Source organism: Kluyvera sp. (assembly GCF_047971185.1).
Taxonomy (GTDB): Bacteria; Pseudomonadota; Gammaproteobacteria; order Enterobacterales; family Enterobacteriaceae; genus Kluyvera.
In genome coordinates, this window is record NZ_JBKDZH010000034.1 from 32,917 (window position 1) to 51,692 (window position 18,776).

General features: G+C 53.6%; 23 protein-coding genes. 12 read left to right on the forward strand and 11 right to left on the reverse strand.

The annotated features are described in order from the left end of the window. Nucleotides 1-9: 9 nt before the first annotated feature. On the forward strand, nt 10-987 hold the full coding sequence (gene astE / locus ACK5JN_RS09395) for a succinylglutamate desuccinylase (RefSeq protein ID WP_416869928.1): 978 nt from the start codon (nt 10-12) through the stop codon (nt 985-987). A gap of 316 nt (nt 988-1,303) precedes the next feature. Then, nucleotides 1,304-1,810, forward strand: a complete 507-nt coding sequence (gene spy / locus ACK5JN_RS09400; protein ID WP_416869929.1) for an ATP-independent periplasmic protein-refolding chaperone Spy — start codon at nt 1,304-1,306, stop codon at nt 1,808-1,810. A gap of 81 nt (nt 1,811-1,891) precedes the next feature. Here the strand turns inward: spy and nadE are convergent, their stop codons facing one another. Then, a complete protein-coding gene (gene nadE, locus ACK5JN_RS09405; RefSeq protein ID WP_416869930.1) occupies nt 1,892-2,719 on the reverse strand; it encodes an ammonia-dependent NAD(+) synthetase in 828 nt (275 codons plus the stop codon). Between the two features lie 216 nt (nt 2,720-2,935). Between nadE and osmE the strand changes: the two genes are divergently transcribed. The 8 genes from osmE to cedA all read left to right on the forward strand — a co-directional run bounded on the left by osmE (nt 2,936) and on the right by cedA (nt 9,173). After that, complete coding sequence (gene osmE / locus ACK5JN_RS09410; RefSeq protein ID WP_416869931.1) at nt 2,936-3,277, forward strand: osmotically-inducible lipoprotein OsmE; 342 nt, start codon at nt 2,936-2,938, stop codon at nt 3,275-3,277. Between the two features lie 285 nt (nt 3,278-3,562). Continuing rightward, entirely contained in the window at nt 3,563-3,883 is a 321-nt protein-coding gene (locus ACK5JN_RS09415) for a PTS sugar transporter subunit IIB (protein WP_416869932.1), read from the forward strand. 81 nt (nt 3,884-3,964) lie between these two features. After that, nucleotides 3,965-5,323 carry a PTS N,N'-diacetylchitobiose transporter subunit IIC gene (gene chbC, locus ACK5JN_RS09420; RefSeq protein ID WP_416869933.1) on the forward strand — a complete coding sequence of 453 codons (1,359 nt, stop codon included), beginning with the start codon at nt 3,965-3,967 and terminating at the stop codon, nt 5,321-5,323. A gap of 56 nt (nt 5,324-5,379) precedes the next feature. Then, on the forward strand, nt 5,380-5,727 hold the full coding sequence (chbA, locus tag ACK5JN_RS09425) for a PTS N,N'-diacetylchitobiose transporter subunit IIA (RefSeq protein WP_416869934.1): 348 nt from the start codon (nt 5,380-5,382) through the stop codon (nt 5,725-5,727). Nucleotides 5,728-5,752: 25 nt separating this feature from the next. After that, nucleotides 5,753-6,577, forward strand: a complete 825-nt coding sequence (chbR, locus tag ACK5JN_RS09430) for a transcriptional regulator ChbR (protein WP_416869935.1) — start codon at nt 5,753-5,755, stop codon at nt 6,575-6,577. 106 nt (nt 6,578-6,683) lie between these two features. Then, complete coding sequence (locus ACK5JN_RS09435) at nt 6,684-8,030, forward strand: 6-phospho-beta-glucosidase (RefSeq protein ID WP_416869936.1); 1,347 nt, start codon at nt 6,684-6,686, stop codon at nt 8,028-8,030. 11 nt (nt 8,031-8,041) lie between these two features. Continuing rightward, entirely contained in the window at nt 8,042-8,797 is a 756-nt protein-coding gene (gene chbG / locus ACK5JN_RS09440) for a chitin disaccharide deacetylase (RefSeq protein WP_416869937.1), read from the forward strand. Nucleotides 8,798-8,933: 136 nt separating this feature from the next. Further along, nucleotides 8,934-9,173, forward strand: a complete 240-nt coding sequence (gene cedA, locus ACK5JN_RS09445) for a cell division activator CedA (RefSeq protein WP_416869938.1) — start codon at nt 8,934-8,936, stop codon at nt 9,171-9,173. Between the two features lie 88 nt (nt 9,174-9,261). Here cedA and ACK5JN_RS09450 read toward each other — a convergent pair whose 3' ends face one another. The 4 genes from ACK5JN_RS09450 to hxpB all read right to left on the reverse strand — a co-directional run bounded on the left by ACK5JN_RS09450 (nt 9,262) and on the right by hxpB (nt 13,095). Then, nucleotides 9,262-10,653 (reverse strand): L-cystine transporter, encoded by a 1,392-nt coding sequence (locus ACK5JN_RS09450; RefSeq protein WP_416869939.1) that lies wholly within the window; start codon nt 10,651-10,653, stop codon nt 9,262-9,264. 179 nt (nt 10,654-10,832) lie between these two features. Further along, on the reverse strand, nt 10,833-11,423 hold the full coding sequence (locus tag ACK5JN_RS09455) for a metal-dependent hydrolase (RefSeq protein ID WP_416869940.1): 591 nt from the start codon (nt 11,421-11,423) through the stop codon (nt 10,833-10,835). An 88-nt stretch (nt 11,424-11,511) separates the two neighbouring features. Then, nucleotides 11,512-12,273 carry a 2-dehydro-3-deoxy-D-gluconate 5-dehydrogenase KduD gene (gene kduD / locus ACK5JN_RS09460; RefSeq protein WP_416869941.1) on the reverse strand — a complete coding sequence of 254 codons (762 nt, stop codon included), beginning with the start codon at nt 12,271-12,273 and terminating at the stop codon, nt 11,512-11,514. Between the two features lie 153 nt (nt 12,274-12,426). Next, the gene (hxpB, locus tag ACK5JN_RS09465; protein ID WP_416869942.1) at nt 12,427-13,095 is read right to left on the reverse strand and encodes a hexitol phosphatase HxpB; all 669 of its coding nucleotides are present in this window, start codon (nt 13,093-13,095) and stop codon (nt 12,427-12,429) included. A 137-nt stretch (nt 13,096-13,232) separates the two neighbouring features. Here hxpB and ACK5JN_RS09470 point away from each other — a divergent pair, with 137 nt between their 5' ends. Further along, nucleotides 13,233-13,769 (forward strand): YniB family protein, encoded by a 537-nt coding sequence (locus ACK5JN_RS09470; RefSeq protein WP_416869943.1) that lies wholly within the window; start codon nt 13,233-13,235, stop codon nt 13,767-13,769. Between the two features lie 33 nt (nt 13,770-13,802). On the opposite strand, the gene yciA is transcribed toward ACK5JN_RS09470, so the two are convergent. From yciA to ACK5JN_RS09485, 3 genes are read right to left on the reverse strand one after another with little or no spacing between them, the layout of a single operon-like run. After that, nucleotides 13,803-14,201 (reverse strand): acyl-CoA thioester hydrolase YciA, encoded by a 399-nt coding sequence (gene yciA / locus ACK5JN_RS09475; RefSeq protein WP_416869944.1) that lies wholly within the window; start codon nt 14,199-14,201, stop codon nt 13,803-13,805. Nucleotides 14,202-14,216: 15 nt separating this feature from the next. Beyond that, nucleotides 14,217-14,756 carry a septation protein A gene (locus ACK5JN_RS09480; RefSeq protein ID WP_416869945.1) on the reverse strand — a complete coding sequence of 180 codons (540 nt, stop codon included), beginning with the start codon at nt 14,754-14,756 and terminating at the stop codon, nt 14,217-14,219. 46 nt (nt 14,757-14,802) lie between these two features. Then, nucleotides 14,803-15,546 carry a YciC family protein gene (locus ACK5JN_RS09485; RefSeq protein ID WP_416869946.1) on the reverse strand — a complete coding sequence of 248 codons (744 nt, stop codon included), beginning with the start codon at nt 15,544-15,546 and terminating at the stop codon, nt 14,803-14,805. A gap of 387 nt (nt 15,547-15,933) precedes the next feature. On the opposite strand from ACK5JN_RS09485, the gene ompW reads away from it, so the two are divergent. Continuing rightward, nucleotides 15,934-16,569 (forward strand): outer membrane protein OmpW, encoded by a 636-nt coding sequence (gene ompW, locus ACK5JN_RS09490; RefSeq protein ID WP_416869947.1) that lies wholly within the window; start codon nt 15,934-15,936, stop codon nt 16,567-16,569. 66 nt (nt 16,570-16,635) lie between these two features. Here ompW and ACK5JN_RS09495 read toward each other — a convergent pair whose 3' ends face one another. The 3 genes from ACK5JN_RS09495 to ACK5JN_RS09505 are packed head-to-tail and all read right to left on the reverse strand — an operon-like array spanning nt 16,636 to nt 18,421. After that, nucleotides 16,636-17,742 carry a phage integrase Arm DNA-binding domain-containing protein gene (locus ACK5JN_RS09495; RefSeq protein WP_416869948.1) on the reverse strand — a complete coding sequence of 369 codons (1,107 nt, stop codon included), beginning with the start codon at nt 17,740-17,742 and terminating at the stop codon, nt 16,636-16,638. Next, nucleotides 17,720-17,968: an excisionase gene (locus ACK5JN_RS09500; protein ID WP_416869949.1), complete on the reverse strand. Its 249-nt coding sequence runs from the start codon at nt 17,966-17,968 to the stop codon at nt 17,720-17,722. Before ACK5JN_RS09500 ends, ACK5JN_RS09495 begins: the two co-directional genes overlap by 23 nt. A 51-nt stretch (nt 17,969-18,019) precedes the next feature. After that, the gene (locus ACK5JN_RS09505; RefSeq protein ID WP_416869950.1) at nt 18,020-18,421 is read right to left on the reverse strand and encodes a 3'-5' exonuclease; all 402 of its coding nucleotides are present in this window, start codon (nt 18,419-18,421) and stop codon (nt 18,020-18,022) included. Nucleotides 18,422-18,776: the final 355 nt, after the last annotated feature.

The following is an 18,776-nucleotide window of genomic DNA, read 5'->3' on the forward strand; positions in this document are numbered from 1 at the left end:
GGAGGCGGCATGAAACAGTTTCTGGCGTTGACGCTGGCGGGTAAGCTGCCGCCGCAGCCCGAGGGCGACACGGCGAATTTTCACTGGGAGTGGCGCGAGGTGGGCGTCTTGCAGCTCACCCCTCATCATCCCTGTTCGCGGGCGATGGTGCTGTCGGCGGGGATCCACGGCAACGAAACCGCGCCGGTCGAAATACTCGACAACCTGCTGGCTGCACTGATCGGCGGCCAGCAGGCGCTGCGCTGGCACCTGCTGGTGGTGTTGGGTAACCCGCCGGCGCTGCGTGATAATAAACGCTATCTGCACAGCGACCTGAACCGCATGTTCGGCGCCCGCTGGCGTCATTTCCCGGTCAGCGATGAAACGGTCCGCGCTGCCAGCCTTGAGCAGACGGTGGCGGCGTTTTACCAGCGTTGCCCGGCGGAAACGCGCTGGCACCTTGATATGCATACCGCCATTCGCGGCTCACACCATCCCCGCTTTGGCGTGCTGCCCGCGCGCGAATCGTCGTGGGATCCGGATTTTTTACGCTGGCTGGGGTCGGCGGGGCTACAGGCGCTGGTGTTTCATCAGGCCCCGGGGGGCACCTTTACCCATTTCACCAGCGAAACCTTTGGCGCGCTGGCCTGCACGCTAGAGCTGGGCAAAGCGCGGCCGTTTGGGCAAAACAGCCTGAGCCAGTTTGCGCTGGCGGAACGGCAGCTGGCGAATCTGCTGGCGGGCGAGTTGGGCGGTGGCGCGCCGACCGCGCCGCTTTATTATCGGGTCGTGCAGCAGATTACCCGCCGCAGCGCCGCGTTCCGGCTACATATGTCGGCGCAGACGCTGAACTTCACGCCGTTTGTGAAGGGGACGCTGCTGGCAGAGGACGGTGACACCCGCTACGTGGTGGAGTCGGCCTGTGAGTATGTTCTGTTCCCCAATCCTGACGTGGCGCTGGGGCTGCGTGCCGGTCTGATGTTAGCGCGTTGCCCGCCTGCGATATAAATAACAAGCCGCACATCATCATGTTGCGGCTTTTTATTATTGTTCTCGTGAAATATTACGGATTATTCCTGGAATATTGCTTTATTAATAAACACGTCTGCTTTATACTTCTTCAAAATCTCTTCTTAATCAGTGTGTTGAGTATTTTTGTTGCAACTCTCCACAGTTTATCCTTAATTTCCTCATAATTGGCGCGAAATCGTTTTTTACACTTTCATTGTTTTACGCATGCTCTGACTAATTGACGATAAACCCCGTAAAGTTAATCTCGTCAACACGGCAATGCGCCGTCAGAATAACTGAAAGTAAGGAATTGATGATGAAAAAATTAACTGCACTGTTTGTTGCTTCTACTCTGGCTCTGGGCGCGGCTAATCTGGCGCACGCTGCGGATACCACTTCTACCACCACCACCGATGCGACGCAGCCGGCCGGTAAGATGATGCATCATCACAAAGGCAAAATGGGCCCGCGTCACGACATGATGTTCCAGGGGCTGAACCTGACCGATGCGCAGAAACAGCAGATTCGCGACATTATGAAAGACCGCCGCGAACACATGAAACGTCCGCCGCAGGAAGAGATGCGTGCGATGCATGATCTGATTGCCAGCGACAGCTTCGACAAAGCGAAAGCTGAAGCGCAGATTACGAAGATGGAAGCGCAGCATAAAGACATGATGCTGTCCCGTCTGGAAACCCAGAACAAGATTTACAACATCTTAACACCGGAACAGAAAAAACAGTTTAATGCCAATTTTGAGAAGCGTCTGACAGAACACAAAGCGCCAGAAGGTAAAATGCCTGCTGCGCCTGCCGAATAATCCACTCGGCACCCTGTTTTAAGACCGCCGGAGTTGCTCATAAATGCCAAAGGGCTATGGGCAGCTCCGGCGGTTTTTTCTTTATTTCTTCCAGAAATCATCAAACACGGTAATCGGCGGACGGCGCTTGTGCTCGGTCTTCAGATACCAGCCTTCGAGGGTTTTCGCCAGATCCGGCGCCAGGGTTTTGCCTTCCAGATAATCGTCAATATTATCGTAGGTCACGCCCAGCGCGACTTCGTCCGGCAGAGAAGGGCGATCGTCTTCGAGGTCGGCGGTTGGCGCTTTCTTATAAAGGTGCTCCGGGCAGCCGAGGGCGGCCAGCAGCTGTTTGCCCTGGCGTTTATTGAGACGGAAGATCGGGTTGATGTCGGTGCCGCCGTCGCCGTATTTGGTGAAGAAACCGGTGATCGCTTCCGCCGCGTGGTCGGTGCCGACCACCACACCGTGGGTCATGCCCGCAATGCTGTACTGTGCTTTCATCCGTTCGCGGGCTTTTTCATTGCCGCGAACAAAGTCGCTGAGCTCAATGCCCGCTTCGCGCAGCGCCTGTTCACTGGCCAGCACCGCGCCTTTAATATTCACCGTCAACACGCGATCCGGCTGGATGAACGCGATGGCATCCTGACAATCCTGTTCGTCAGCCTGCACGCCGTAGGGCAGGCGCACGGCGATAAACTGTAGCGCGCTGTCGCCGCCTTCCGCCCGCAGTTCATTAATAGCCTGCTGGCACAGCTTACCGGTCAGGGTCGAGTCCTGGCCGCCGCTGATCCCTAACACCAGTGATTTGATAAACGGATAGGTTTTGAGGTACGTCTTGAGGAAATCCACGCTGCGGCGGATCTCTGCCTGTACATCAATCTGTGGTTTTGCGCCGAGCGCTTGAATAATCTCTTGTTGTAGTGCCATTCACCCCTCCGGAATGTGTGTGCCAGCCCTGTCGATAGCCCATCAGAACAAAGTGTTAAAGCTACCTCTTTGACGGTAAAACGACAAGGATCACAGTTTTGACTGCGGTAAATAAATCCGATTCATCGCATTTACGGCGTTGATTTCGGCGTATCGGTTGATAAATAGCAATATTTATTCCAGGCTTAAAAAACATCGAACGAAAGGAGAGGGAACATGAATAAGAACGTCGTTGGGCTTCTGGGTGCCGCCGCTGCGTTGGCAATGCTGGCTGGGTGTACTGCGTACGATCGTACGACAGACCAATTTACGCAGCCGGTGGTGAAGGATGTGAAAAAAGGGATGAGCCGATCTCAGGTAATGCAGGTGGCCGGTAAGCCGTCATCTGAAGTGAGCATGATCCATGCGCGCGGCACCTGCCAGACCTATATCCTGGGTCAACGAGATGGTAAAGCTGAAACCTACTTCGTGGCGCTGGACGACACTGGCCATGTGATTAACTCCGGCTATCAGACCTGCGCCGAGTACGATTCCGATCCGCAGGCTCCTAAGAAATAATCGTGTGTTTGTTGGACCTCTACGAAAGCCCGACCTTAGCGTCGGGCTTTTTTATCAGATCTGATGCTTATTTCTTGTCGCGAATTATTTTGAGCAAAGTGTGAAGGTAGTCAAAACGGGAGGTCAATGAGAGACAATTTTCGGCCCTCAGGAATTATCGGTAGACAAAATGTTGCCGTATACTCAATGCATAAACAGAAGATAACTCATCTGTTACATACGAGGGTAGTGGGCACATGGAACATCGCCCGGTGATGACAGATTTCACAAGTTGAGGAAGCGTGAATGGAAAAGAAACATATCTATCTATTTTGTTCTGCAGGCATGTCCACTTCATTACTGGTCTCCAAAATGCGAGCGCAGGCTGAGAAATATGAAGTTCCGGTCGTTATTGAAGCATTTTCTGAGACCTTTGCCGCGGAAAAAGGACCGCAGGCTGACGTTGTTTTACTCGGCCCTCAGATTGCCTACATGCTAAACGATATTAAAAAGATTTTACCGAATAAGCCGGTTGAGGTGATCGATTCCACCCTCTACGGCAAAGTAGATGGTTTAGGTGTGTTAAAAGCAGCTGTTGCTGCGATTAAGAAGTCAGCTGCGCAGTAATTTTATTATTTTTCCCGTCAAAGAGTTATTTCATATTTAATCGCCGCAATATGATTTGCGGTCTTTTAAGGGTATTTTTCTATGAGTAAAGTGATCGATTCGCTTGAAAAGGTACTCCTTCCTTTTGCTGTTAAAATAGGAAAGCAGCCACACGTTAACGCAATTAAAAACGGTTTTATTAAATTAATGCCGCTGACCCTTGCGGGGGCCATGTTCGTATTAATTAACAACGTTTTTCTGAGCTTTGGCGAAGGTTCATTCTTCTATTCCATGGGCATTCGTCTGGATGCTTCAACCATTGAAACACTTAACGGCTTTAAAGCCATCGGCGGTAACGTTTATAACGGTACCTTAGGCATTATGTCGCTGATGGCGCCTTTCTTTATCGGCTCAGCGTTAGCGGAAGAGCGCAAAGTTGACCCGATGGCCGCTGGCTTAATTGCTATCGCCGCGTTTATGACCGTGACGCCGTACAGCGTGGGCGAAGCCTATGCGGTAGGGGCCAACTGGTTAGGCGGGGCGAACATTATTTCGGGTATCGTCATTGGCCTGGTTGTCGCGGAAATGTTTACCTTTGTGGTGCGCCGCAATTGGGTTATCCGCCTGCCGGATAGCGTACCGGGTTCCGTTTCCCGCTCGTTCTCGGCGGTTATCCCTGGCTTTATTATTCTGTCCATTATGGGGATTGTCTCCTGGGCGCTGACGCACTGGGGCACCAACTTCCACCAGATCATCATGGACACCATCTCTACGCCGCTGGCCTCTATGGGTCACGTTGTGGGCTGGGCTTACGTTATCTTCACCTCGCAGCTGTGGTTCTTTGGTGTGCACGGTTCTCTGGCGCTCTCCGCGCTGGACAGCGGCATCATGACCCCGTGGGCGCTGGAAAACATCTCGCTGTACCAGCAGTACGGTTCGGTTGAAGCCGCGGTTGCCGCTGGCCACCAGTTCCACATGTGGGCGAAGCCGATGCTCGACTCCTACATCTTCCTGGGCGGTACCGGTGCGACGCTGGGTCTGATCATCGCTATCTTCATCGCCTCTCGCCGTGAAGATCACCGTCAGGTTGCGAAACTGGCGCTGCCGTCAGGCCTGTTCCAGATTAACGAACCGATTCTGTTTGGTCTGCCGATCATCATGAACCCGGTGATGTTCATCCCGTTCATCCTGATTCAGCCGCTGCTGGCCGCGATCACCATGACCGCGTACACCTTAGGGATTATCCCGCCGATCACTAACGTGGCGCCGTGGACCATGCCGACCGGTCTGGGTGCGTTCTTTAACACCAACGGCAGCGTAGCGGCACTGATTCTGGCACTGTTCAACCTGGGTATTGCGACGCTGGTTTACCTGCCGTTCGTGATTATCTCGAACAAAGCACAGGCCACCATTGAAGAAGAAGAAAGCGAAGAAGACATCGCTGAAGCGCTGAAATTCTAATGCCAATGCGGTATGGAGAGCGTCTCCATACCGCCCTCAACAAAAAAGGAATAGGTATGTTCGATCTGGATAATGTGGTTGCTGAGGACGTGCAGGAAAACGATCTTGAAGAAGTGGTGATGGGCCTGATTATCAACTCAGGGCAGGCGCGTAGCCTGGCATACACCGCACTGAAGCAGGCCAAGCAGGGCGATTTCGAAACCGCGAAGGCGACGATGGAGCAGTCCCGCGTAGCGCTCAGCGAAGCGCACCGCGTGCAGACGCAGCTGATTGAAAGCGATGAAGGCGAAGGGCGCATGAAGGTCAGCCTGGTGCTGGTTCATGCGCAGGATCATCTTATGACGTCAATGTTAGCGCGCGAGCTGGTTGCTGAATTGATCGAACTTCACGAGAAGGTACAATAGGCTTTTCCCTATGAGGCAACCTAAGATGATCACCATGGAAATCAACACCGCCCGAGAACAGCAGCTCTTTAACGGTAAGAATTTTCATGTCTTCATCTACAACAAAACGGAAAGCATCAGCGGGCTGCACCAGCACGACTACTACGAGTTCACCATCGTACTGACCGGGCGCTATTATCAGGAGATAAACGGCAAACGGGTTATGCTGGAGCGCGGAGACTTTGTCTTCATCCCAATGGGGTCGCATCACCAGAGCTTCTACGAGTTTGGTGCAACGCGAATCCTTAACGTCGGGATCAGCAAAGATTTCTTCGATACCCACTATCAGTCGCTGGTTCCGTTTGCGCTGGTTGCATCACAAGTCTATTCGATTAAAAGCACGTTTCTTAGCTACATTGAGTCGGTTATTTCATCGCTGCATTTTCGCGAAACGGAATTTGACGAGTTTATTGAGCTGGTTTCCTTCTACGTGATTAATCGCTTACGCCATTATCGCGAAGAACAGGCGCAGGACGTTACGCCACCGTGGTTAAAATCCACCGTCGAAGCTATGCACGATAAATTAAAATTTGGTGAAGGTGCGCTGGAAAATATGGTCGAGTTATCCGGGAAGACCCAGGAGTATTTAACCCGAGCAACCCAGCGCTACTATGGAAAAACGCCGATGCAGATTATTAATGATATCCGTATCAACTTTGCCAAAAAACAGCTGGAAATAACCAACTACTCGGTAACCGATATTGCTTATGAGTCTGGATATAGCAGCCCAAGTTTGTTTATTAAAACGTTCAAAAAGCTGACTTCATTCACGCCAAGCAATTATCGCAAGCAGCTGACGTTTATCAAATAACGCGCTGTGGAATAATTTCCGCAGCTCTGAATTAAAGACTTTAACTATCCACGCATAATGTGGAGGGTAACCCACGTTTAACTTGTGGATCACGAGGGAGAAAGAGATGAGCCAGAAATTAAAAGTCGTCACAATTGGTGGTGGTAGCAGCTATACGCCGGAATTGCTGGAAGGTTTTCTCAAACGTTATCACGAACTGCCGGTCACTGAACTGTGGCTGGTGGATGTGGAAGATGGCCAGGAGAAGCTGGATATTATTCATGCGCTGTGCCAGCGTATGGTGGAAAAAGCCGGCGTGCCGATGAAGGTCTATAAGACGCTGAATCGCCGCGAAGCGCTCCAGGGTGCCGACTTTGTGACCACGCAGCTGCGCGTAGGTCAGCTCAAAGCCCGTGAGAAAGATGAACGTATCCCGTTGAGCCACGGTTACCTGGGCCAGGAAACCAACGGCGCTGGCGGCCTGTTTAAAGGCCTGCGCACCAGTCCGGTGATTTTCGACATCATTAAAGATGTGGAAGAAGTGTGCCCGAACGCGTGGGTGATCAACTTTACCAACCCGGCAGGGATGGTGACCGAAGCGGTTTACCGCCATACCAACTTCAAACGCTTTATCGGCGTGTGCAACATTCCAATCGGCATGAAGATGTTCTTCACCGACGTGCTGCGCCTGAGCGAGAAAGACGATCTTTCCATCGACCTGTTCGGCCTCAACCACATGGTGTTCGTGCGCGACGTGCTGGTCAACGGTGAGTCCCGCTTTGCGGAACTGCTGGACGGCGTTGCCTCCGGTACGCTGTCGGCCAACACTGTGAAAAACATCTTCGATATGCCGTTTAGCGAAGGCCTGCTGCGTTCCCTGAACCTGCTGCCGTGCTCTTACCTGCTGTACTATTTCAAGCAGAAAGAGATGCTGGCTATCGAAATGGGCGAGTACTACAAAGGCGGCGCGCGTGCGCAGGTGGTGCAGAAGGTCGAGAAACAGCTGTTCGAGCTGTACAAAAACCCTGACCTGAACGTGAAGCCGAAAGAGCTGGAGCAGCGCGGCGGGGCGTATTACTCCGACGCGGCCTGTGAAGTGATCAACGCTATCTACAACGATAAGCAGACTGAACACTACGTGAATATTCCGCATCACGGCCATATCGACAACATTCCGGCGGATTGGGCGATTGAAGTCACCTCCATTCTGGGCCGCGACGGTGCGAAACCGCATCCGCGCGTCACCCATTTCGATGAAAAAATGCTGGGCCTGATCCACACCATCAAAGGCTTTGAAATCGCGGCCAGCAAGGCGGCAATCAGCGGTGATTTTAACGACGTGCTGCTGGCACTGAACTTAAGCCCGCTGATCCACTCTGATAAAGATGCAGAGATTCTGGCGCGCGAACTGATTCTGGCCCATGAAAAATGGCTGCCGAACTTCGCTGCCACCGTGGAGAAACTGAAACAGTGACAGGAGGCATGATGGAACGTTTGTTAATCGTGAACGCCGACGATTTTGGCCTGAGTAAAGGGCAGAACTACGGCATCCTCGACGCCTGTAAGAACGGACTGGTCACGTCTACCACCGCGCTGGTTAACGGCGCGGCTATCGACCACGCGGCTCAGCTGAGCCGCCGTACGCCTGAGCTGGCGGTGGGCATGCACTTTGTGCTGACGCTGGGTGAACCGCTGACGCCGATGCCGGGACTGGCCCGTGAGGGCAAGCTCGGTAAGTGGATCTGGCAGGTGGCCGAGGAAGATGCGCTGCCGCTGGACGAAATTGCGCGCGAGCTGGCGTACCAGTATCAGCGGTTTGTCGACCTGTTTGACGCTGAGCCGACGCATTTTGACAGTCACCACCATGTGCATATGATCCCGCAGATCTTCCCGCTGATGGCGGAGTTTGCGCAATCTAAGGGCATCGCGCTGCGTATTGACCGCACTATCCCGTACCCGTTTGCCATCCCGGAAGGGCTGCGCAGCAGCGAAGGGTTTAGCAGCGAGTTTTATGGTGACGCTGTTTCTGAAGCCCTGTTCCTGCAGGCGCTTGATGCCTCGACCGCCCGCGGCGAAGCCTCGCTGGAAATGATGTGTCACCCGGCATTTGTCGACAACACCATTATGGGCAGCGCCTATTGCTACCCACGGCTGGCGGAGCTGGATGTCCTGACCTCCGCCTCGCTGAAATACGCCATTGCGGAACGAGGCTATCGTCTCGGCACATACCGCGACGTGTAATCGATTGTTTTTACCCCTCAACCCTTTGCCCGGCAGCGATCCTGCCGGGCTTTTTTGTGTATGACGATCGCCCGGGAATCCTGCTATCATAAGGGTTTCCTGCTTTTGTCATTATTGATTGTGAATTGAACTGCTTATGAAACCGCTTCGCCAACAAAATCGGCAGATAATCAGCTATGTACCGCGCACCGAACCCGCTCCACCCGACCATGCCGTGAAGGTTGAAGGCTTTCGCGACGTCTGGCTGTTGCGCGGTAAGTATGTGGCGTTTGTGCTGATGGGCAACGCGTTTCGTCGTTCGCAGGCGTTCAGTATCCCGGAATCGGCCCAGCGTTGGGCGGTGCAGATGCGCCAGGAAGGGGAGCTTGACGCATAAAAGAAAGCCGCTGATTTTACTCAGCGGCTTTTTGTCGCCCGGAGGGCAGTAAGGCTCCCGGCGTCGCTTTCGCTCGGCCGGGCTACTTTTAGCGATGCGCCAGTTCGGCATCCTCTTCGCTGTTTAACACGTCTTTATCGGTCTGACGCAACCACTGGCTGGTCAGGGTACCGGCGGTCATTGAACCGCTCACGTTCAGCGCGGTACGGCCCATATCAATCAGCGGTTCCACGGAAATCAGCAGCGCCACCAGCGTGACCGGCAGACCCATCGCTGGCAGCACGATCAGCGCGGCAAAGGTCGCGCCGCCGCCCACGCCCGCAACACCTGCGGAGCTGATGGTCACCATACCAACCAGAGTGGCAATCCACAGCGGATCCAGCGGGTTAATGCCCACGGTCGGCGCTACCATCACTGCCAGCATTGCCGGGTAAAGGCCCGCACAGCCGTTCTGCCCGATGGTCGCACCAAAGGACGCGGAGAAGCTGGCAATGGATTCCGGTACGCCCAGACGGCGAGTCTGCGCTTCAACGTTCAGCGGGATAGACGCGGCGCTGGAGCGGCTGGTAAAGGCAAAGGTCAGCACCGGCCAGACTTTGCGGAAGTACTTCAGCGGGCTGACGCCGTTAACGCCCAGCAGAATGCCGTGCACCACAAACATAATCAGCAGGCCAAGGTAGGACGCAACCACAAAGCTACCCAGCTTGATAATGTCCTGCAGGTTAGAACCGGCGACCACTTTGGTCATCAGCGCCAGTACGCCGTACGGCGTCAGCTGCATCACCAGACGCACCAGCTTCATCACCCAGCCCTGCAGCGTGTCGATAGCGGTCAGCACGCGCTGGCCTTTCGGCTCGTCATCTTTCAGCAGCTTCAGCGCAGCCACACCCAGGAACGCGGCGAAGATAACAACGCTGATGATCGAGGTTGGGTTAGCGCCCGTGAGGTCCGCAAACGGTTTTTTCGGCACAAACGACAGCAGCAGCTGCGGCACGCTCAGGTCGGCGACCTTGCCCGCATAGTTGCTCTGGATGGCGTTGAGACGCGCGGTTTCGGCGGTACCCTGAACCAGACCTTCTGCGGTCAGGCCAAACAGGTTGGTCACCAGCACGCCGACCAGTGCGGCAATCAGCGTGGTGAACAGCAGGGTGCCGATGGTCAGCACGCTGATTTTACCCAACTGAGAGGCGTTATGCAGACGGGCTACCGCGCTCAGAATGGAGGCGAAGACCAGCGGCATGACGATCATTTGCAGCAGCTGTACATAGCCGTTACCGACCACGTTAAACCACTGGATAGAGTCCTTCAGCACTTTGCTGTCAGAGCCATAGATCAGCTGCAGCGCCAGGCCAAAGACCACACCGATAACCAGGCCGACCAGCACTTTTTTGGCCAGGCTCCACTGCTTGTGGCGCGTTTGCGCCAGCGCCAGCAGCAATACGGCGAACACAATTACGTTCGCGACTAATGGAAAGTTCATCCCCGTTCTCCTGAAGTATTTTTCACGCCGTCCGCGGCGATGTTTTGGCTGCCGCGGCGGGTGTCTTTTTAGGACAAACCCGTAAAGATTTGTCTGGATGTGAGAAGGTTAACAGAACTGAAATGGTACGCTTATATCCAAATGGAATTGATTATGCCAAAAATGCGATCTTCGCCGAATTATTGCTCAGTGCGGCGATGAATAAAGCGATTGAAGTCGGTTTGCAGCAGATTGATCATCGATGATGACCAGCGCACGGCGCTGTTTTCCGGCAGCGACTGCGGCATAAACACCGCGTAGGCGAACAGCGCCATGCACAGCACGCGCTCAAGCTGATTGCCTTTGCGCGGCGCAAGGATCGGCAAACGGAAGCGCCAGCGGCACGGCCACAGCAACGGCACGCCCGCGGGCGTAAGCATGTCGGCGAGAATATGGCTCAGATAGCCCAGCACCATCCCCTGTACGGCGTCGGCGGGGACGATCCAGCTGTCCGGCACTTTCAGATAGAAAAGGGTGAGCGCAGCAAAGACGGCGAGCAGGCTGTGGGTAAAACCCCGGTGGCCAAACATGCGGGCAATGGGTTTCGACAGCCAGCTCAGCCGCTGCCCAAGAAAAGAGCGCGGGTGGTCGATGTCCGGAAGCAGACAGGTCAGTATCGCCGACGGCACAATGTGCCACCAGTCTCCTTGCGCCAGGACCGGCGTCAGTTCGGCATTTTTCGCAAATACCGCGCAGGCGATAGAAAAAAGGAGATGTCCTTCCGCCGTCATGATAAAACCCATTAATCTGTGAATTCATACAGTATAGGGTTTTTATACAGTAGGCGGAAGAGGTTACAGTGTAACTCTTTGTCAAAAATTAACGCGCCAGCCAGCCGCCGTCCACGGCTACCGTGTAGCCATTAATATAGTCAGAGGCCGGGGAGGCGAGGAACACCACCGGGCCTTTGAGATCGTCCGGCGTACCCCAGCGGCCAGCGGGAATACGGTCGAGAATTTCTTTGCTGCGATCGGCATCGTCGCGCAGCTGCTGGGTGTTGTTGGTGGCCATATAGCCTGGGGCAATGGCGTTCACGTTGATGCCGTGCTGGGCCCATTCGTTGGCCAGCAGGCGGGTGATGCCTAATACGCCGCTTTTTGAGGCGGTGTAGGATGGCACACGAATACCTCCCTGGAAAGAGAGCATCGATGCAATATTGATAATTTTCCCGCCGCTACCCTGTTGCAGGAACTGTTTCGCCACTGCCTGGGAGAGGAAGAAGACCGACTTCAGGTTGAGGTTCATCACGTCGTCCCAGTTTTTTTCGCTGAAGGTCAGCGCATCTTCGCGACGAATGGTGCCGGCGTTGTTAACCAGGATATCAATGCGCCCTGCGGCGGCAACGGCGGCAGGGACGATATCGGCGATGGCGTCAGGCTGGCTCAGGTCGGCCTGAATAGCGAACATCCGACGGCCGAGCGCCGCCACTTTTTCTGCGGTTTCCTGCGGAATGCTGCGGCTAACGCTGACGATATCGCATCCGGCTTCCGCCAGCCCCAGCGCCATACCCTGACCGAGACCTTTATCGCAGCCGGTGACGAGTGCGACTTTACCTTGCAGATTGAAAGCATGAAGAATCATTTCGACCCCTGTATACGGTTTTTATCGTTATGAGATGACCTACAGGGCTAAAGCATAGAAGGGCGCGAGGGAAAATTCAAATAAAAATAAAACAGCGTTTCATTTTTATGATTGGGTTGGCATTTGCGGGCACAATAGCTGCCCGCATCATGATTAGCCGCACAAATTTTCGCGAGTGAGCAACGCCAGTGACGGCAGCTTCACGTCGGCGAGGGCAAAACGCGGGTCGAGCTGGCTTTCCGCCGCCGGGACAACGATCGAGCGCATCCGCGCGGCCTTGCTGGCGATCATCCCGTTCACCGAATCCTCCAGCGCCACGCAGCACAGCGGGTCGACGCCCAGCGCGCTCGCGCAGTTCAGGTACACCAGCGGATGCGGTTTGCTGTAGGCCAGTTTTTCGGCGGAGGCCAGCGCGTCAAACTGCTCGCGCAGACCGAACATGGCCAGCACTTTTTCCAGCATGTACAGCGGAGAGGCCGAGGCGAGGCCCACTTTCAGTCCCTGCGCTTTACACAGGGCGATGGCTTCAGGCACCCCAGGCAGCAGCGGGCGCGTCTGCTCAACCAGCGAAATCACGCGGGCAATCATCATCTCGACCACGGCGGCGCGATCCGGGCCGCTCCACGGCTGCTGGCCGAACCACAGATCGACCACCAGATCGATACGGAGACCGCGGGTATCGGGAAGTTCGTGACGACGGGTAAAATCGACGCCCAGTTCGCTCAGCACTTCGTGCTCGGCACGGTCCCACAGCGGCTCGGAATCGATCAGTAATCCATCCATATCGAAAATAGCGGCGCGTATTTGACGCTCGGTGGACATAACTACCTCTCCTTAAGGGTAACGAATGCCGGTTAATGGTATATCATATCGCGCGTAAAGTCGGGCGAAAGTCACCTTCAGCAGGTAGACTTAATAAGCACTTAGCCCGAGAGTAAGCGTCTTAACAAGGGGAACCCATGACGTATCAACAAGCTGGACGCATTGCCATCCTCAAGCGTATTGCCGGGTGGGTCATTTTTATACCTGCGCTTATCTCTACGCTGATTTCCGTGCTGAAATTCATGTACGAACACAGCGCTAAGCAGCCGGGAATCGATGCCGTGATGATGGATTTTGTCCACGTGATGGTCGAGATGATGCGCTTCAATACGCCATTCCTGAATCTGTTCTGGTACAACTCGCCGCAGCTGGACTTCCATAACGGCCTGAACATCCTGTTCTGGATTATCTTCGCGCTCATTTTCGTGGCGCTGGCGCTGCAGGACTCCGGCGCGCGGATGGCGCGTCAGGCGAAGTATCTGCGCGAAGGGGTGAACGATCAGCTGATTCTGGAGAAGGCGAAAGGGGCGGAGGGGCTGAGCCGTGAAGCGCTGGAAGCGCGCGTCGAGGTGCCGCGTCATACCATTTTCGTGCAGTTTTTCCCGCTCTATATTCTGCCGATTATCGTGATTGTGATCGGCTACTTCGTTTTGAAGGTGCTGGGTTTCCTCTGAATGCAGCAGGCCCGGCGAATGCCGGGCCTGTGATTATGCAGCTGGAATGGCGCGCGGTTTCCCCGACGGGTCGACCGCGACGTAGATAAACAGCGCCTCGGTCGCTTTATAGCGCTGACCAATCGGCTCTGATGACACCTTCTTCACCCACACTTCGATATTGATCGTCACCGACGTATTGCCGCGCTTAACGCAGCGCGCGTAGCAGCACACCACGTCGCCAACCGCAACCGGACGCAGAAACGTCATGCCGTCTACCCGCACGGTGACCACGCGGCCGTGAGCGACTTCCTTCGCCATAATGGCGCCACCAATATCCATTTGCGACATCAACCAGCCGCCGAAAATATCGCCGTTGGCATTGGTATCCGCAGGCATGGCTAACGTGCGTAATACCAGCTCTCCCTGTGGAGCGTCATTCTGTAGTGTCATTATTATTCTCTGTACTTACTTAGAATCATCTTGTGGCATATGACGATAGATGTACACGCCGCTCAGCACGGTGAATACCAGCGTCAACGCCGTCAGGCCAAACACCTTAAAGTTTACCCAGATGTTTTGCGGTAACCAGAAGGCGATATAAATATTTGCCAGCCCGCAGAGGATGAAGAACAGCGCCCAAGCGAGGTTCAGCTTCGACCAGACCGCTTCCGGCAGGGTGATCTCTTTGCCCAGCATGCGCTGAATCAGCGGCTTTTTCATCACCCACTGGCTGACCAGCAGCGCGCCGGCGAACAGGGCGTAAATCACCGTGACCTTCCACTTAATAAACTCATCGTTGTGGAAGAAGATGGTCAGACCGCCAAAAAACGCCACCACGATAAAGGTGACCAGCGCCATTTTTTCGACTTTGCGATAGCGCACCCAGCTATAAATCAGCACCACCGCGGTGGCGACGATCAGCGCGGCGGTGGCGGCATAGATGTCGTAAATTTTATAGAAAGCAAAAAAGACAACCAGCGGTAAGAAATCAAGAAACTGCTTCATACTTCGATTCCGTAGTTCAGCGCCGCCCATTACGGGCGGCATCAGATTATTGACGAATAAGCATATACACGCGGAATAAATAGATCAGCAACAGCGCGGAAATCAGGTTGCTGAGCGTGTTGGCCACCACGGCGCCGAGATACGGCGTCAGGAAGGCAAAGCTTGAGGCAAACAGCAGCAGCAGCGTTTTTGCCAGCATCCAGCCGACAACCGCAGGGGCAATCAGGCGGATATTGGCCCAGCCCAGGCGGGTGCTGTGGCGAATGGCGGCAAAGATGCCCAGCTTATCCTGCACCATTATCACCGGCGCGAACGCCAGCACGATTGCCAGCAGAATGCCGGGAACCACGATCAGCATAACGCCCATCTGGATCAGGAAGGTACTGATAAAGATCAGCACCAGCAGCTTCGGCAACACCGGCGCGCTGGCGCCGATCGCCCGCAGCGCACTGACCGGCTGCCCGGCGGAGATCAGCTGAATCATCAGCAAAATACCGCCCGCCAGAATCGCGTTGCCGATAAGCCCGGCAAAGGTGGATGCCGCAGAGGATTGCAGCAAAATTTGCTGCTGTTCCGGCGTCATGTTTTGCACCAAATCAAACAGCCCGGTGCTGCCCGCCAGATGGTCCCCGGTGGTCAGCGTCGCAAGCTGTTCATCGCTGGGGGAAAAGGCATGGCCAAGCACCACCGTGATAAATGAACAGAGCAAGGCAATCAGTAAAATGGTGACGAACTGATTACGGAAAAAATTACCCGTGTCACGGTATACAGACTGCGCCGTGATAGACATGCACTCTCCTTGAGTATTGCAGGTGTTAATTAGCCGGCAATTGTACCGCAAATCGCGTCTGCGTAGCAGCCTCTGCGCTATCCCTGCTAAGTATATCTTTGTAAAGAGGATTCAGCGGCGGCGGGCCGTACTGCGCGTGGTCTTCATGTTCCGTCCGGCAGGGGGGGAACAACGAACCTTGTGTCGCCCAGCGGCGATAAAGCATCTTTTCCTATTAAATTCATAAAATTGACATGGGTGATTATTTCCATTCTGACGCAAGTGACAAAAATTGATCTGGATTAATAAATGTTAAATCTAATGAATTAGTGTGATCCGTGATGGATCAAAAGTAACTCGTTATGGGTATATTTGCCGCGCTTGAAAAACCATAATGAGGAAGTGGATATGAAGAAGTTAGCAGCGGTTGCATTAATGTTGAGTACTGTTTCTGGCGGTGCCTGGGCGCATGAAGCAGGGGAGTTTTTCATTCGCGCCGGTTCCGCGACCGTGCGGCCTACCGAAGGTTCAGATAGCGTTCTCGGCAGCCTGGGGAGCTTTAACGTCAGCAATAACACGCAGCTTGGCTTAACCTTTACTTACATGGCCACCGACAATATCGGCATCGAGCTGCTGGCCGCCACGCCGTTCCGCCACAAAGTGGGCACCGGACCAACCGGCAATATCGCCACCGTTCATCAGCTACCGCCAACATTAATGGCTCAGTGGTACTTTGGTGATGCGCAGAGCAAATTGCGCCCATACATTGGCGCAGGGATTAACTACACCACCTTCTTTGATAACGATTTCAACAATACCGGTAAAGAGGCGGGGCTTTCAGACCTGAGCCTGGACGACTCGTGGGGCGCGGCAGGGCAGGTGGGGATGGATTATCTGATCAACCGCGACTGGCTGATTAACATGTCGGTGTGGTACATGGATATCGATACCAACGTGAAGTTTAAAGCTAACGGTGTGAACCAGAGCGTGAGTACCCGTCTGGATCCGTGGGTGTTTATGTTCTCTGCTGGCTACCGCTTCTGATTTCTTCTGCAAAACTCCTGCAAAACCTTTCTGCAAAACTGGTCATCAAATGACCAGTTTTTTCCATTATTTTCCCCGTGAATCGTTGTAACGATCAGTCATTGTTTTGCTCGAATGGCCGAGCAGAATCTGGGTATCAATTCCTTGCGTTCTGTACAGTCGTTCTGAGAGTGATCTCTGTTCGTGGAAACTTGGCGGCGTGCCGTTTTCTCCCCAGTTATAATCCACCTCATCTCTTGCCTTACTAAAGGCTACAGTTAGCGTTGCCGGCATGACTTTCCCTCCGCGCTTTGCCTTTCCTTTCGCGTGGTGGTGATGCAGAAGAAAAGGACTCAATACCTTATCTCTGCACATCGATACTATCTCCCCGAGGCTAATATTTAACTGCTGATTCCTGAGAGCCAGTGGTATTGCGATCTTTGCGCCTGTTTTACCCTGTTCAACAAGCAAATAATTGTCCTCGATGTCGCTGAATTTCATGTTGCATATATCAGCAAGTCGCTGGCCGGTCACAAGCGCCAACAGCATCGCGCGCTGTAAAAAATAATTATCCTTTTCTGCTGCTTTGTAGATCAACTCCCACTCGGCAAAGGTTAATCGTTGGCGAGATATTTTTACATGCGGTTTTTTCGCAACTTCCGCCGGATTAAATCCCACGGGAACTTCCCCCACTTGCTGAGCCTCTTTGAACACATCAATCACAATCTTCCTGAATATTTGCCCCATTCTGTTATGCCCCTTATCTTTGTATTCATCGAGGATGGCAACGATATCTTTAACTGTTATTTGATCCATCTGAGACATGCCGAGATGTTGTTCAAGAACCTTTAGGGGGGAATCTTTCTGCTTCAGGGTGGACATTTTTATCTCTCCCCGAACCAGTCTTTCCTCCTGAATTTTCTTATATCTCGGTATGAAATCAGAAATAGTCGATGAGCCGCCGAGGCGCGAATTAACTTCGTTTTTTATTTTGAGTATATGCCTCATTTTTTGCTCAGCTAACCGGCTGTTAGCTTCGACTGCAATTTCTTTGGCAATCTTTTCGTCGGTACCCAGTCCGTGAAATTTCCCTGTAACAGGGTGTTTGTAACGCCAATACACTTTATTTGTTCTTGAGTCTAAATAGGGGGAAAGGCCCGGGATCGTGACATTATGTTTCCGTGGTCTGCCCATCTTCTAAGATTCTCCTCAATAGCGGATGATCCTGCTTTTTCATTTCTGGTTGGGATGAGAAGCCAACGAACCGAGCTGTCATCTCAACGCGCCAGCTCTTTCCGACCTTACAGGCTGGTGGTGAGATCATCCCATTCTTTGCGTATTTATTTAATGTTGAGGGGCCGGGAATCGGATTACCAAATTCATGCTCAGCCCATTCCGAGAGCAGTACAAGTCTCGCCATTTTTCCTCCAGAGTATGGCCCATCGCTGGGCCACATGCTGATAATGAAAAATCAGTTCTTAATCAATTTCTGCCAGATAGCGGAAACGTATTTGACCTGATGACGGGCATCAGAAAGGGCATTGTGCATATCCCCTTCAAATGGAATGTCGTAGCGAGGTTTGATCCCAACTGCCTCGCCCATTTCGGTAATGGTTCGCACGTCACGATCATTCCAGAACTTCCACGGGCATTCGATATTTGCTCGCTCATACGATGAACGCAGGATGACATTGTCAAATGATGCGCCATTACCCCAGACCTGTACGTTAGAACCAGCGTCGGAATTTTCACTGATAAAGTCAGAAAATAACTCCAGTGCATCCCCGAGCGGCATTGCGTCACTCATTGTGATTTCAGAACGCGCTTCTGGAGACTGCTTTAACCACCATAAAACAGTCCCAGCATCTGGCAACCGACGAAGAACTCGACCAGATGATATGGAAGTTAGAGCGTGACGGAGGCATGACTCCCAAGGTGCTGTCGTTGATGAGAGAGCTGCGGGAAGTGCGGAAGGCGAATCCTCTGGTTGATGCTGACTTGCTTCATACGGCAGCGTCAGCGATTGAGGATTTGCTCACGACGAAAGACAGAAGCGGCGCCCATGCATGGCATGACATGCCGGCGAAACTCCGGAAGGCTGCGCAGCTAAACCTATAAGTGAGACTTACAAGCTGCCAGCTAGCGTCGCAGACGCACTTGAAAAGGCTATCCAGGCGATGTCGTTCATGGGCGATACGCCTATGCTGGCGCGTATGTGTTGACGTATG

Excerpts from the sequence above, each read along its gene's own strand:
- kduD (WP_416869941.1), bottom strand. The coding sequence starts at position 12,273 with ATGATTCTTCATGCTTTCAATCTGCAAGGTAAAGTCGCACTCGTCACC.
- ACK5JN_RS09480 (WP_416869945.1), bottom strand. The coding sequence starts at position 14,756 with ATGAAGCAGTTTCTTGATTTCTTACCGCTGGTTGTCTTTTTTGCTTTC.
- chbG (WP_416869937.1), top strand. The coding sequence starts at position 8,042 with ATGGAACGTTTGTTAATCGTGAACGCCGACGATTTTGGCCTGAGTAAA.
- astE (WP_416869928.1), top strand. The coding sequence starts at position 10 with ATGAAACAGTTTCTGGCGTTGACGCTGGCGGGTAAGCTGCCGCCGCAG.
- chbA (WP_416869934.1), top strand. The coding sequence starts at position 5,380 with ATGTTCGATCTGGATAATGTGGTTGCTGAGGACGTGCAGGAAAACGAT.
- yciA (WP_416869944.1), bottom strand. The coding sequence starts at position 14,201 with ATGACACTACAGAATGACGCTCCACAGGGAGAGCTGGTATTACGCACG.
- ACK5JN_RS09495 (WP_416869948.1), bottom strand. The coding sequence starts at position 17,742 with ATGGGCAGACCACGGAAACATAATGTCACGATCCCGGGCCTTTCCCCC.
- ACK5JN_RS09470 (WP_416869943.1), top strand. The coding sequence starts at position 13,233 with ATGACGTATCAACAAGCTGGACGCATTGCCATCCTCAAGCGTATTGCC.
- ACK5JN_RS09500 (WP_416869949.1), bottom strand. The coding sequence starts at position 17,968 with ATGGCGAGACTTGTACTGCTCTCGGAATGGGCTGAGCATGAATTTGGT.
- hxpB (WP_416869942.1), bottom strand. The coding sequence starts at position 13,095 with ATGTCCACCGAGCGTCAAATACGCGCCGCTATTTTCGATATGGATGGA.
- cedA (WP_416869938.1), top strand. The coding sequence starts at position 8,934 with ATGAAACCGCTTCGCCAACAAAATCGGCAGATAATCAGCTATGTACCG.
- ACK5JN_RS09485 (WP_416869946.1), bottom strand. The coding sequence starts at position 15,546 with ATGTCTATCACGGCGCAGTCTGTATACCGTGACACGGGTAATTTTTTC.
- ACK5JN_RS09415 (WP_416869932.1), top strand. The coding sequence starts at position 3,563 with ATGGAAAAGAAACATATCTATCTATTTTGTTCTGCAGGCATGTCCACT.
- osmE (WP_416869931.1), top strand. The coding sequence starts at position 2,936 with ATGAATAAGAACGTCGTTGGGCTTCTGGGTGCCGCCGCTGCGTTGGCA.
- chbC (WP_416869933.1), top strand. The coding sequence starts at position 3,965 with ATGAGTAAAGTGATCGATTCGCTTGAAAAGGTACTCCTTCCTTTTGCT.
- ompW (WP_416869947.1), top strand. The coding sequence starts at position 15,934 with ATGAAGAAGTTAGCAGCGGTTGCATTAATGTTGAGTACTGTTTCTGGC.
- spy (WP_416869929.1), top strand. The coding sequence starts at position 1,304 with ATGATGAAAAAATTAACTGCACTGTTTGTTGCTTCTACTCTGGCTCTG.
- ACK5JN_RS09450 (WP_416869939.1), bottom strand. The coding sequence starts at position 10,653 with ATGAACTTTCCATTAGTCGCGAACGTAATTGTGTTCGCCGTATTGCTG.
- nadE (WP_416869930.1), bottom strand. The coding sequence starts at position 2,719 with ATGGCACTACAACAAGAGATTATTCAAGCGCTCGGCGCAAAACCACAG.
- ACK5JN_RS09435 (WP_416869936.1), top strand. The coding sequence starts at position 6,684 with ATGAGCCAGAAATTAAAAGTCGTCACAATTGGTGGTGGTAGCAGCTAT.
- chbR (WP_416869935.1), top strand. The coding sequence starts at position 5,753 with ATGATCACCATGGAAATCAACACCGCCCGAGAACAGCAGCTCTTTAAC.
- ACK5JN_RS09455 (WP_416869940.1), bottom strand. The coding sequence starts at position 11,423 with ATGACGGCGGAAGGACATCTCCTTTTTTCTATCGCCTGCGCGGTATTT.